This window comes from Marinobacter pelagius (assembly GCF_003315345.1).
GTDB classification, from domain to species: Bacteria; Pseudomonadota; Gammaproteobacteria; order Pseudomonadales; family Oleiphilaceae; genus Marinobacter; species Marinobacter pelagius_A.
The window spans coordinates 84,327-97,500 of the sequence record NZ_QNRO01000007.1; the positions used below are offsets into that span (position 1 = coordinate 84,327).

The following is a 13,174-nucleotide window of genomic DNA, read 5'->3' on the forward strand; positions in this document are numbered from 1 at the left end:
TCAGGTTGCCGGGGCCATCTCCCGCGCGACCGCCCCGGGAGCGCCCGAAGCCAGGATAACGGCACCGGTAGAACATGCCAGCATGCTGGCCACGATCGGCAGCAGGGCGTCGCCACCGAACAGCGATGACAGGGCGCTGATGCCGCCGGCGATGGTGAACTGGGAGGCACCCAGCATGGCGGCTGCGGTGCCACCGAGATGCGGGAAGTATTCCAGGGCATTGGCCATGTTGTTGGGTATGATGCCGCCCTGGCACCCGATCGCGGCGATGATGCAGGCTGCGACCAGCCAGAATGGGCCTTCCATGAGTACGACTGCCACCAGTGCCACCAACGCGGCAAACTGCATTGCCACCTGTACCCGTAACAGAATCACCGATGAGAAGCGTCTCAGCAATGGCCGGTTGATCAGGTTGAGAATGGCCATCAAGGCGATATTGGCGGCGAACAGGATGGCAAACATGCCATTGGAGAGGCCGAACCACTCCTGGTAGATAAACGAGGAGTGGGTAATGAACAGCAGCATGGTGCTGAAGCACAGCACCTGGATCCCTACGAAGCGCATGGTGGTCCGGTGGCGGAGTACCAGGATGTAGTTGGTAACCAGTGTTCGTACCGGAGTGGTCGCCGCTGGCCTCGGTTGCAGTTTGGGGAACAGCGCCATATTCAGCGCAAAGACCAGAAACACCGCGTACCCGGCCAGCACCAGGAATATGCTGTGCCAGTCACCCAGGGTCAGCATCAGGGCGCCCATGGAGGGTGCCGCGGCAGGCGCGATAAACATGATCAGACCAATGAGGCCGAACAGCCGCGCCGCTTCCTGCCCGCCAACCTGGTCCCGGACAATGGCGGGAACAGAAACCGCACAGAAAGCTCCGCCAACGCCCTGAATCACCCGCCATAACACCATGTTCGAGAGTGAATCGGCCAGCGAGACCATCACGGCAGCGCCCGCAAAAATGGCGAGCCCACCCACCAGAATCGGTCGCCGGCCATAGCGATCAGACAGCGGCCCGCCGACCAGCTGGGCCAGCCCGAGGGTTGCCACATAGGCGCTGAGGGTCAGGCCCACCTCACTGTGGGCAATGCCTAGACTGTCGGCGATGCTGGGGAATGCCGGCAAATAGGCGTCCAGCGCCAGAGGCCCCAGAGCCACGGTCATTCCGAGTAGTAACGCTAGCTGAAAATGGGACAAAACCTACCTCCTTGGGAAGGTAGAAAGCTAATAATAATTCTCATCTGATGCAATGAGCAGTTTCCGAAAGCGTGATCGGGGGATCTGCAAGTTATTGGTTGTGTGCGCATAATAGTACCCGAATGGCCGCAGCAGTTGCGCGCAACCAGGGAGACAGGTGTGGAAGTATTATTCATCGTTTTTACCGTGGGATTGGCGTTGTTCATTCCTGTTGGCTCGATACTCGGGTTGCTGGCGTTCCGTCAGCGTGGCGCACAATCGAGGCGAATCGAGGGGCTCGAGCGGGAAATCGCAGCGTTACGGGGAGAAATCGCCAGCCTCAGATATCGGACAGGGAGGCAAGAGGCTGATCCGTATACATCGGAATTGCCCCAGCCGGAACCCCGGCCTGAACCGCTGGAGATAACGCCCTATCCGTCGGTGGAGATGGAATCCCCGGCACAGGCCAGGGCTCAAGAGGATGCTCAGTGGCTCTCGGAAGAGCCGGACGAACCGGTCAGGGCTGGTCGTATCCTCACGGCCCTCAGGGAGAACTGGATGGTCTGGCTGGGAGGCCTGAGTGTTGGTCTGGCAGGCATATTCATGGTCAGCCATTCCATCAGTGCAGGTCTCATCGGCCCCACTCAACAGTTCCTTCTGGCCCTCACCAGTGGCCTGGCGTTGCATGGTGCGGCCGAATTCCTCCGTCGCCGCCAGAAAGGCGCGGATGAGGTCTTTGCGGCGCTGGCCGGAGGCGGGAGCATCACTCTGTATGCCGCGCTGCTTGCAGGTGTGCACCACTACGGGCTGATCAGCTCGATGACGGGTCTGGTCGGTTTGGGGATTGTGTCTCTGGGCACCATGGTCATGGCGCTGGTGCACGGGCCATTACTGGCAATCATGGGCTTGAGTGGCGCCTACCTGGTGCCCATGCTCATTGGCGGCGAGGACGGCAGCGTTACCTTCGTGTTGTCTTACAGCTTCCTGGTCACCCTGAGCTCCCTGCTGTTGATGCGCTATGTCTTCCGGGAGTGGCTCTGGTACGCCACCCTGGCGGGTGCTTTGCTGTGGTGGTTGCTGACCAGCTCTGCCGTGCCGGTGGAGGTGTCGACGGCCGGTTACCTGGCCGGGTTGTTCCTGGCTTTTGCGATTCTGCCGGGCAAGGTCCAGCAGGATGCCTGGCGATTGCGCCAGGCCCTTCTGCCCCTGCTCGCACTCTGGGCAATTTCTGTTGCGGGCCAGCCTGCAGATGCTCCGTTTTTCTGGGCCTGGCTGTTGATTCTACCAGTGGCGGCTTTGATCCCGCAGAGCCGAGGCACACTCTGGTTCCTCCCCTGGGGAGCTGTGCTTGCCACTGCCATTGGCTGGCTGATTTATATGAGCCGCACCAGCGCCAATACTGTTTTCCTGGTTCAGTTTTCGGCCGGGCAACGGGCGGCGTTTGTCACCTACCTGGTTTCAGCAACGATCCTCACGGTTGCGCCGGCGCTTTGGCAATGGGTGCGCCACCCCGACCAGCGGCGCTGGCCTTCGCTGATGCTGCTCTCGCCGCTGGTCTGGCTGATCCTGGGGTGGCTCCTGCTGCATGGTTACGAAAGGACGTTGGTGTGGGCCACAGGAACGCTGATCCTGGGTGGCCTCTACGGCATTCTGGCCTGGCAGATGGAGAGGCTCGAGCAATACCGGATCGGTGTGGTCTGGGCAGTGCTGGCCGCCCATATCAGTTATTCCCTCGCTGCCGTAATGACGTTCAGCGAGGCGTCGCTGACCCTGGCGCTGTCAATCCAGTTCATCACTCTGACGTGGCTTGCACGACGGTTCCAGATGCCCGAGCTGTATATTCTGCTCAAGCTGGCTCTGGCATTGGTGGTCGCGAGGCTGACCTTTAATCCTTGGCTGCAGGGTTACGATGCCAGTGTTCACTGGTCGCTATGGACGTACGTTGGAGCGACAGTGGCGGCGGCAATCGCCAGCTGGATTGCGGACAAGCAACATGGCATCCGGCCCTGGCTTGAGGCAGCCACCCTGCACCTGTTGGTGCTGTTCCTCGGCACCGAACTGCGCTACTGGCTGTATGACGGTGATATCTTCGCCCGGGAATACAGTCTGACAGAGGCGACCATCAATATGTTGCTCTGGGGTGCCCTGAGCCTGACCTACCTCTACCGGGCCAGGGCCAGTGAGTCGCTGGCCTGGCTCTACCGGTTGTTCTCGCGAATCCTGCTCGGTTTGTCCTGCCTGAGTTACCTGACTCTGGTTACTGTGCATAACCCGTGGCTGGGAGGCAGCGCCATCAGTGCAACGCCTGTGTCCAACATGCTGCTTCCGGCCTACGGCGGGCCCGTGTTGCTGGCGCTTGTCGTCAGCCGGCTGCCTGATTTCGGTCCCCAGTCGGTTGCACGGTGGTTTGCAGCGGGGAGTTTCCTGCTGTTCACTGCCCTTGAAATCCGGCAGCTCTGGCGAGGGAGCGACATAGCTCTGGTCTCTGGTGCCTCCGAAGGCGAGCTGTACACCTATTCGGTGGTCGGCATGCTGTATGCCATTGCGGCAATTCTCTTCTCCGGTGTCAATCACAGTGTCAGGCTGTACAAGGCGGGGATGGCATTGCTTGGTCTTGTGATCGCCAAGATCTTCCTCATCGATATGGCCGGCCTGCAGGGATTCTGGCGGGTTGCGGCCTTCATGGGGCTGGGGCTCGCCTTGCTGGGGCTGGCGTGGCTGTATCGCAGGACACCTCGCGCGCGCGAACCGGACATGAACTAGTTTGATGGTAACGTAGATAACCTGGTGGGGAAGTCGAGTGCTGGAACATCTGGAAGCTGGTCTGCGGGCATGGTTGATGCCCGGGTTGTCGGCATTGATGGCGGTAGTGGTCACCTACGTGACCTATCGGCTGGCGTTGGCGCTGGTCCGACGCTTTTCCCGATCCAGAACCGTTCCACGCCTGTTCCTTGACGCTTCGGCACGAGCCCTGGGCGTCGTGCTCTGCCTGTTCGTACTGGCTGGCGCACTCAAGGCCGCTCCTGACGATTTACCACTGGTTTCCGCAGTGCGCCATGTCACAACCCTGCTGCTGATTCTTACTCTGACCTGGGCTGCTGTGCGACTCACCTCGGCAATCGGCGATGTGATCGTGGCTCTGAATCCGGTGCTCGAGGGTCAATGGAAGCGTGCCCGCAAGGTGGAAACCCAGACGCGCTTCCTGGTTCGCTGCCTCAATATCCTGATAGTGATCATTGGCCTCGGGGCCGCGCTTATGACCTTCGAGTCGGTGCAGCACATGGGCGCCAGCTTGCTCGCTTCGGCGGGTGTGGGCGGCATTATCCTGGGCTTTGCTGCGCGGCCGGTCCTGAGTAATCTGCTGGCCGGCCTGCAAATCGCACTGACCCAACCCTTTCGCATTGACGATGTCCTGCATGTGCAGGGGGAGTGGTGTTGGGTGGAGGAGGTCACCGCTACCTACGTGGTGCTCAGGGTATGGGATCTGAGAAGACTGGTCGTCCCTTTGCAGTGGTTCATCGAAAACCCCTTCCAGAACTGGTCACGGAACAATTCTGACCTGTTGGGTGCGGTCTTCATCTGGGTGGACTACACCATGCCGGTGGAACCGTTGCGGGAGGAATTCAATCGCCTGCTCCAGGCTTCCAGTCAATGGGATGGAAAACTCGGCACGGTTCAGGTGACCGACGCCAGTGATCAGGCCATGCAGATCCGTTTCCTGATGAGCGCGCCGGATTCCAGTCAGAACTGGGATCTGCGGTGCGCCGTTCGCGAAGGGCTGGTCACCTTCATCCAGAATAACTACCCGGATCACCTGCCCCGTGTTCGGGCCAGGCTGGTTGAAAGCTAGCCCGATCAATTTACCGTCATAATTGCTCAGCGCTGGCCCTGTGCCGGCTGGAGCCATGTTTCCCTGCTCTACTAACACAGTTATCCACAGATAATGTGGGTAACTGTGCCTCTCCTCCTGCCCCACACCGACTACGCCTCCCCTCAGATTCTGCCATTTCCTTACCAAACCCTGTCAGGAAATTGACCATTTCGTAACTAGAAGACCAACAAAGTTAACACCCATAATCCGTCCCGTTTTATACAATTTTACAAATTCGACGATTTAATGGTGTCTATTGACTATGAAAAGCGTCATTAATATGTCAAAGGCATGGATTGCAGCAGTATTTATGGGAATCGTGCTTACAGGGTGTGGAGGCGATTCCAATGTGTCAGCTGGCTCGGCTGACGGCAGTAATGACACAACCAGCTCCTATGATTCCGGTACCAAGTCCAGTGGTGAGAGAGTCAGCTCGGACTCAAGCAGTGACGATACCGTTGTCAGCGACAGCTCGCAGACTGATGGGAGCACTGACGAAACAACCGGGACTGTCGATAGCGGCACAGTGGAAGAGAGCCCGGTAACCAGCGAACCGGCAGTGACCGGTACCGCCAAACTCAGCTGGGTTGCGCCGGCCACCCGTGTGAACGGTGAAGGCCTTGCCATGGGCGAACTGGACAGTTACATCATCAGCTATGGCCAGGATGCATCCGAACTGAGCAAAACCATCGAAATCAACGACGCCAGCACGATGGAATACACCATCGATAACCTGGGCACTGGCGAGTGGTTTTTCTCGATCCAGGTGGTCGACACCGATGGCCTGATCAGTGCACCTTCCGACGTCGTCAGCAAAACAATCTGAACTACCGTCTCGTTTTGGCGCCCGTCTTTCACTTCAGGGATTGAATCTGCCGGGCGCCTCACCGACAATCTTGGCTTCTGCTAAGTTAACAAACACTCACTTTATTCTGGGTGGTCAGAGGAGAGAGGCCGGTGACCGAGCTTGTTAGTTATGAACTGAACGATGGAATTGCAACGATTGTCCTGAACAACGGCAAGGCCAACGCCTTGAGCCATGAGGTGTTCGAGGCGCTGAACAAGGCGCTGGATCAGGCCGAGCAGGACAAGGCAGTGGTTATCCTGACGGGGCAACCCGGTGTGTTTTCCGCCGGCTACGACCTGAAAGAGATGCAGAAGGGGCCGCAAGAGGCCGCGGCGCTGGTGAAGGTCGGCTCGACCCTGACCCGCCGTCTGGCGGCGTTCCCTCTGCCGGTGATTGGTGCCTGCAGCGGTCATGCCATCGCCAAGGGCGCGTTTATCCTGCTGTCGGTGGATCATCGCATCGGCGTTGAGGGGCCGTTCAAGCTGGGCCTGAACGAAGTGGCTATCGGGATGACCATGCATCACGCCGGCATCGAGATTGCCCGCCACCGTCTCCACCCGCCGCACTTCTATCGCTCGGTGGTGAATGCGGAAATCTACAACCCTGAGGGTGCGGTCGAGGCCGGTTATCTGGACGAGGTGGTCGGGCAGGATAGGCTGCTTGAGCGGGCGAGTGCGCTGGCCAACCAGTTCAAGCAACTGAATATGCGCGCGCACCGCGAAACCAAGGTGAAGGCGAAGGCCGAGTATCTGGAGTTGCTCGACCGTTGTATTCAGCAGGACGCCGAGAACCTGGGGCTGAAGGGTTAACTCAGCCCTCAGTCGAGAATTGTGATGCCGGCCGGAACCGGAACAGCTTCGCCAGGATCATGTCCGGAAACGACTGGATCCGCGTGTTGTAGATCATCGCACTTTCGGTGTAGCTGTTTCGCAGCAGGGACAGATAGTTCTCGGTCTCGGCCATGATGGCCATGAACTTGCGGATCACTTCGTTATTCTTGAGGTTCGGGTAGTTCTCGATACGGGCCTGCATGGCCCGGGTTACTTTCTGCTCGAAGCCGATCAGTTTCTCGACATCTTGTCCCGTTTCCATGGTTGCCGGATTGGCTGCCCTTAGCTGTGCGATGGCTTTGAGCAGCTGCTTCTCATGGGCCATGGAGGCCTTCACCACCCTTTCCAGGTTCGGCCAGAGATCGTGCCGCTGTTGCAGGATGGTGTCGATATTGGCCCGCGCGCGGTTTACGCGGTTCTTCAGGAAGACGATGTCGTTGTAGTGCAGGATGCCGATGTATATGCACAGCAACAGTGGCACCGCGAGCGCTGCCATCATCAGGTTGTCCGGGCTGAAAGTGCCGTCGGCCGCGAACACCGTGGTGGCTGCAAACAGGGACAGGCCAAGGCTCAGGGCGATACCGACAAAGCCCCGGGCGCCGCGGTCAAGCACGATGTCCTGTTCTTCCTTGGTGCTGATCAGGAAGGGAGAGTTGTTGTCCTGACTGATGCTCAGCCGGTCTGACTGTTCCTTGTCGAGCCCGGCGAAGCCGAGGCAATAGACGTTCACGAAGGTATCCAGCAGTCTGACGGTGTAGCGCCGGTCACCCCGGGTTTCCTGGTGGAATTTCGGGTATTCGATGGTTGCCCCTTCCGGGTGGACCAGCACCTTGCCGTGAGGATCTTCGAGCCAGAAAGGCACCCGGTCGGAGCGCTCCTCGACCGTCCGCCACTTGTCATCTTTTCCGCCACCCTCGCGTTCCTCCACCTTGTAGTCATAGGCCACGCACTTTTCGTTTTTCAGCGGGTCGCGAATGGGCGGATGCGCGTCATCCACCTCGACCATGCCTTTGAGTTCGGACAGCCCGAAGCTCAAACCCCGGGTATTGCTGGTGGGGACCGCTTCGATCAGGCGCTTGAGCTTGACCGTGCGGATAGCGAGGAAGATCAACAGCACCGAGAGCACCGCACTTCCGGCGGCAAAGATCCAGCTCTTGATGGAATGCTGGTATCGGCCTTGTGGCTGGTTTTCCACAATCTCCCGAACGCGGGCAGTGGTCTGGTCATCCAGGTCCGGGAGCGGCAGGCGCTTTTCCACAAGGCTGCGGAACATCCACCGGTCGAGCCAGCCGCTGGTGCTCTGGCGGATAAGCTGCTGCAGGGCCGCCACGTCAGTGAGCAGCAGGGGGTTGTTCTTGTGACCGTTGAGCTGCTCGTACCTCGCCTCATAAAGCGTGGCGATGGCGGACCATTCCTGCTTGAGCTTGGCGACGCCGAGGACCGAGAGCGTTCCGGTTACAGCCAGGGTCATCGCCAGCACATACACCCAGAACCGGTGTACCTTCAGGGCGGTCAGCCCCAGTGCCAGTCCCAGCGCGAGCAGACCGGTGGCGATGGAAATCCGGATGGCGGCGCCGAACAGGCGGTCACCGCTGTCTGCCTCCAGAGGGCGATCGGAGATCAGCGCTGGCAGGCTGAAGGCCCGGAGGCCGGAGAACATGATGGCCTGGGCTTCGGCGTCGTAACGACCAATAATCCGGGCGGTTTCACCGGGCTGCAGTGCCCACTCCGAGTAGATTTTGTCCCCGGATCGGGTGCGATAGGAGCGGGCAATGTTCCACTCAACCGATGACAGGTTGTGGCCGGGATCCACCAATACGTCCCCGCTTTCGTCCTGGACACGAAAGCTGCCCCCGCGGGCACCGGAGTCCAGGGTGCGAATGCGCCGATCTCCATCGGAATCCCGGTATTCCTCTTCCAGTTTGTAACGGTAATACACAGCCTCGGTGTTGGAGTAGGGCGTAGTAACTGTGCCCGTTGCCACCCCCGCCTCACCGGCAATGACATAGGGCCCTTGCGCCAGGGCACCGATGGGCGTTTCCGGTAACCGCTGCATTTGGCGGGCCTCGGCGAGTTGCCCGAGGCCGGTCTGCATCAGGTGGTAAGTGCCGGCAAGGGCGGCAATTGCGAGCAGGGCCATGACAATCCGGCCGGGAACACTGGCGATATTTAAGCGCCGCATGGCGTTGACAGTCCTTTTATTCGGTGGAGCAAGAGGGGCGGCAGTATACCCTGATCAAATTACCTTCACATTCCGTCAGGTCACACCCTGAAGGGCTTACAGGCACCTGTCCTGACGTTGCCAACAAAGTTATCCACAGAATCTGTGGGAAAAGTTTTTCGTGATGCTGGTCAAAAAAACGGCATTAGACCTTCCGCGATAGGTGCCCTGGTTCACGGTGTGCCGGAGCAATCTGCGGCAAACTCACGTCAGGGTGATGAATTGTTTATCCGCTCGCCCGTTTATCCGGCCACGAATGTGAGGAGAAGTGTCGTGCAAGGATCGTCATCCAGTGATTTCCGCGTGGAGTCTGCAGGTCGCATCCTGGAGGGGTTTTCAACCGAGAAGGTGTCAGAGGCGCTGGCCACCCGGTTTCGCCTGAAGCCTTCGCAAATCGGCCTGATGTTGTCCAGGCGGGTCGTGATCAAGCGGGGGTTGACCCAGGACCGGGCGAAGAAGCTGGAGGCTGCGCTCAGGTCATCGGGGCTGGATGTCTCTGTGCCCGAGCTGAAGTCGGGGCCGGAACCCGCTGACGAGCAGACTGATATCGAGATCTCACTTCCTGATGCGATTCCCCGCATGCCGGTGAGCCTGGCCTATCGTGTCGGACTGATTGCTGTGATGGCCCTGAGCCTGATGGCACCGCTTTTCTACCTCGGACTGATAGCGGCTCTCGCGGTTGGCCTGATCTGGTACCTCACTTTGATCCCCGCGCAGCTGGCGGAGACCGGCTCGATTGCCGGGACGCTTCTCACCGGATCTTTCTCCGTTATCTGCGGTGTGTTTCTGCTGTTCCTGGCCCGCCCCCTGTTTATCCGGTATCCGTCGTCTCCAACGATGCAGCTCGATCGCCAGAAGCACCGGCGATTCTTCAACCTGGTTGATGGTCTGTGCCAGCGGATGGACCTGCCACCTCTGCAGGACATTCGTGTTGATAATCGAGTTACTGCCTCTCTGGGGCCGAGCGAGGGTCTGCGGAGCCTGCGCCGGGGGGAGCTGACCCTGACGGTTGGCATGCCCCTGTTTGCCGCTCTCGATACCCGCCAGATGATCGGTGTGGTCGGCCATGAGCTTGGCCACTTTGCTCACCCGACAGCCATGTCTGCCAATTACCTGGTCAACAGTGTCAATCGCTGGCTTTCCAACCGGGCAAAGGTTGGGGATTCGTGGGATGTCCGCCTGAATCGCTGGCAGGGCAGTGCGCCCGCGCTTGTTGGTCATGTGGTTCTGCGGCCTGCCCAGGCTTTGATGACACTGCCCCGTAATCTGTTCAGGGGCATGCTCCTTTTCAACCTCCGGATCAGTCATCAGGTATCTCGAAAAATGGAATACGAAGCCGACCGTTATGAGTGCTGGCTGACGGGCAGTAAGGAGTTTGAAATCACCGCCGAAAAGCTGCACATGCTGGCGTTTGCCGAGCAGTGCGTGCAAGCCGCCAACACCCGGGCCCTGGAAAATGGAAAACTGATGCGGGACCTGCCGCGTGCGATCGCCGAAAGTGGCGATCACCTGACACCGGACCAGCGCCAGGCGGTTCAGGATGTCATGGGCGACCAGCAGACTTCCCTGTGGGATGCTCACCCCGCGGATGTCGATCGGATCCGCCACGCCCTGGAGCTGGAATTCCCGGGGACGGTGGGGATCAACGAGCCGGCGGCCCGACTGCTGCCGGACTTTGATCATCTTTGTGAGAGCATCACGCGGCAAAGCTATGCGGACTCTGGAATTGCGGACCTGGACCAGTACCTGGTTGATAACGGGGAGATTTTGCAGGTCAGGAAGGTCAGTGACCAGGACGGCGAAGCGCTGGATCAGTACTTCAATGGCCACCTGACCCGGCGTTTCCTCAACCTGGAGGCTGGCCGGGAGGGGCAGCAGACGCTACAGCAGGTCATCGATACCCTGAGAAGCCGGCTGCCGGAATTGTCCGCACTTCAGGACTCCTACGTCCGGGCTGCCCAGCTTCACAGTGATAGGACCCATGGCAGGGTCCTGCTGGCTGAAAAGGTTTCCATCCAGCCGAAGGATTTCGGGCTGACCACCCGGGAACTCCGGGACGCCGACCGCGCGGTCGAGGAGGCATCGAAGGAATGGCGGGATCTGGGCAAGCGGCTCCGGGATATCGACCGTCTGTTTGCCCGGCGGATGCACCTGGCCATCGGCGAGATGCCGGCGGACGACGCCAAGCTTGCCTCAACGGTGTTGGAGAGTCTGTCCTCCTTCCCGATGCTGGTTCTGCCGATGCGCCATCTGAGCAGCTATGCCGCAACGCTGGAGGGTGTGTTGAGAGAAAATGACAGGGCCCGTCTGAAGCGAGCCGAGCCAACGATCGAGCATGCCGCCAATCGCTGTCGGGAATCCATCATCCAGTTCTACAACGCGGCGGCCCGTGTTGCCCTGTCCCTGCCCGGTGATCAGGGCACCCTGAGGGAGCGCGCCGTGGCTTCTGGCCTGCCAGGCAGCAGGAACGGCAGGGACCTGACGGCCCGGGAGCTTGATCCCCATGAAATCCTCCGGGTTGCCCAACGGTGCGAGGAGTTGGCAAATGACGCCTACTACCGTTCCATGGCCATCATGGCGAGGCTCTGCACAGAGCAGGAGGCGCGGATGCAGGTTCGCCCGCTGAAACTGCTTCGTTTCGGCGGTGGGACCATGGATGCGGTGGCCTGAATACGGAGAGGCTGGCCTTTAAATCCAATTCGCATATTCCTTTATTTTTGTGTCTGGAACAGTCTAGCAGAGGGGGTGTTTCCGGTGTGTTGATGAACTAGTCTGGACGGGTGAGGCTGCGTTACAGAAAGGAGTAACGGAGATGAACAATACAGGCTGGAGAATCAAGGGACTGGAGTTTGTGAACTGCAACTGTGATGCCGGATGTCCGTGTCAGTTCATGGCCCGTCCCACCCACGGGGACTGCCATGCTTTTGCGGCAGTCAAAATACAGGATGGCTATTTTGGTGAGACACGACTGGACGGTCTGTCCTTCGCCATGACACTGAAGTGGCCCGGTGCCATTCATGAAGGCAACGGCCAGGCCCAGGCGTTTGTGGACGAGCGGGCGACAGCCGAACAGCGGGATGCCCTGATGGCGATCCTCTCCGGGGACACGTCTGAGCCCGGAGCCACCTTCTTCAATGTGTTTGCCAGCACACTGACCAAAATGTATGACCCGGTTTTCTGCCCGATCGAGATTTCCTGCGATGTCGAGAATCGCAAAGCAAAGGTACGGGTGGCGGATCTGATTGAGGGGAGCGCTGAGCCGATCATCAATCCCATTTCCGGTGAACCGCATCGGGCCCGTATCGATTTGCCCGGAGGGTTCGAGTACGCGGTTGCGGAAGTAGCCAGCGGGCGCACCGAAGCCCGGGCCGACGTACCTATGGGGTTTGATGGTACGCACTGCCACATGTCACACCTGGATATTGGCCCCAGCGGCGTCTACCGATAGCTTCGGGTGAGACACATGGCCGGAATACACGCTCGGGGCATGCCCCGGGCGTCACTCGCTACGCTGGCGGCTTTGCTGGCGATCGCGGGGGTTTGCTGGTGGTATCTGTTTGATATGGCGGCGGACATGTCTGCCATGTCAGCGGGCGGTTCCATGATGCTCAGAGAGTGGACACCTGCCTACTTTGTCATGATGTTCGTGATGTGGAGCGTCATGATGGTGGCCATGATGGTTCCCAGTGCAGCTCCAATGGTCCTGCTTTACCGTCAGGTGGCCAGGACCAACAAACTGGCTCGGGAAGCCCTGGGCACCGGACTGTTTTGCGCCGGTTATTTCGTTCTCTGGACACTGTTCAGCCTGGTGGCCACGACCCTGCAATGGCGACTTGAAGAGTGGGCATTGCTCAGCCCCATGATGCGCAGCCAGAGTGTAGTTCTAAGCGGAATCATCCTGATTGGCGCAGGTCTCTACCAGTTTTCCTCTCTCAAGCAGGCATGCCTGAAGCGTTGCCGGGGCCCCCTGTTTTTCATTACCCGTCATTGGCGTCCGGGCCTGAGCGGGGCATTCAAGATGGGCATTATCCACGGGGCCTACTGTGTGGGGTGCTGTGGCGCATTGATGGCCCTCCTGTTTGTCGGCGGCGTCATGGATCTTTTGGTGATTGCCGCCCTTGCGGTGATTGTTCTGCTTGAGAAAACGGTGCCATACGGAGAGTGGTTGGCGAAGGGGGTGGGGTTGACGGCGATTGTCCTCGGCATTGTGGTTATCGCCTCTGCCTGATGGT

9 protein-coding genes are annotated in these 13,174 nt (G+C 59.5%); 7 read left to right on the forward strand and 2 right to left on the reverse strand.

Features of this window, described 5'->3' with window-relative positions; genetic code table 11:
- Complete coding sequence (locus DET50_RS08560; RefSeq protein WP_113862448.1) at nt 1–1,194, reverse strand: multidrug effflux MFS transporter; 1,194 nt, start codon at nt 1,192–1,194, stop codon at nt 1–3.
- Nucleotides 1,195–1,353: 159 nt separating this feature from the next.
- Between DET50_RS08560 and DET50_RS08565 the strand changes: the two genes are divergently transcribed.
- The 4 genes from DET50_RS08565 to DET50_RS08580 all read left to right on the forward strand — a co-directional run bounded on the left by DET50_RS08565 (nt 1,354) and on the right by DET50_RS08580 (nt 6,700).
- Nucleotides 1,354–3,936 carry a DUF2339 domain-containing protein gene (locus DET50_RS08565; protein WP_113862449.1) on the forward strand — a complete coding sequence of 861 codons (2,583 nt, stop codon included), beginning with the start codon at nt 1,354–1,356 and terminating at the stop codon, nt 3,934–3,936.
- Between the two features lie 37 nt (nt 3,937–3,973).
- A complete protein-coding gene (locus DET50_RS08570; RefSeq protein ID WP_113862450.1) occupies nt 3,974–5,023 on the forward strand; it encodes a mechanosensitive ion channel family protein in 1,050 nt (349 codons plus the stop codon).
- 370 nt (nt 5,024–5,393) lie between these two features.
- Entirely contained in the window at nt 5,394–5,870 is a 477-nt protein-coding gene (locus DET50_RS19610) for a fibronectin type III domain-containing protein (RefSeq protein WP_258546087.1), read from the forward strand.
- A gap of 131 nt (nt 5,871–6,001) precedes the next feature.
- Nucleotides 6,002–6,700 carry a crotonase/enoyl-CoA hydratase family protein gene (locus DET50_RS08580; RefSeq protein ID WP_113862451.1) on the forward strand — a complete coding sequence of 233 codons (699 nt, stop codon included), beginning with the start codon at nt 6,002–6,004 and terminating at the stop codon, nt 6,698–6,700.
- Nucleotide 6,701: 1 nt separating this feature from the next.
- Here the strand turns inward: DET50_RS08580 and DET50_RS08585 are convergent, their stop codons facing one another.
- The gene (locus tag DET50_RS08585; protein ID WP_113862452.1) at nt 6,702–8,903 is read right to left on the reverse strand and encodes a LemA family protein; all 2,202 of its coding nucleotides are present in this window, start codon (nt 8,901–8,903) and stop codon (nt 6,702–6,704) included.
- 312 nt (nt 8,904–9,215) lie between these two features.
- On the opposite strand from DET50_RS08585, the gene DET50_RS08590 reads away from it, so the two are divergent.
- From DET50_RS08590 to DET50_RS08600, 3 genes are all read left to right on the forward strand, one after another.
- The gene (locus DET50_RS08590) at nt 9,216–11,612 is read left to right on the forward strand and encodes a M48 family metallopeptidase (protein WP_147252202.1); all 2,397 of its coding nucleotides are present in this window, start codon (nt 9,216–9,218) and stop codon (nt 11,610–11,612) included.
- Between the two features lie 142 nt (nt 11,613–11,754).
- On the forward strand, nt 11,755–12,390 hold the full coding sequence (locus tag DET50_RS08595) for a DUF1326 domain-containing protein (RefSeq protein ID WP_113862454.1): 636 nt from the start codon (nt 11,755–11,757) through the stop codon (nt 12,388–12,390).
- 15 nt (nt 12,391–12,405) lie between these two features.
- On the forward strand, nt 12,406–13,170 hold the full coding sequence (locus DET50_RS08600; RefSeq protein WP_113862455.1) for a DUF2182 domain-containing protein: 765 nt from the start codon (nt 12,406–12,408) through the stop codon (nt 13,168–13,170).
- The last annotated feature ends 4 nt before the right edge of the window (nt 13,171–13,174 follow it).

What these genes read in the sequence shown, in the direction of transcription:
- DET50_RS08595 (WP_113862454.1), top strand. Translation starts at nt 11,755, where the DNA reads ATGAACAATACAGGCTGGAGAATCAAGGGACTGGAGTTTGTGAACTGC.
- DET50_RS08600 (WP_113862455.1), top strand. Translation starts at nt 12,406, where the DNA reads ATGGCCGGAATACACGCTCGGGGCATGCCCCGGGCGTCACTCGCTACG.
- DET50_RS08585 (WP_113862452.1), bottom strand. Translation starts at nt 8,903, where the DNA reads ATGCGGCGCTTAAATATCGCCAGTGTTCCCGGCCGGATTGTCATGGCC.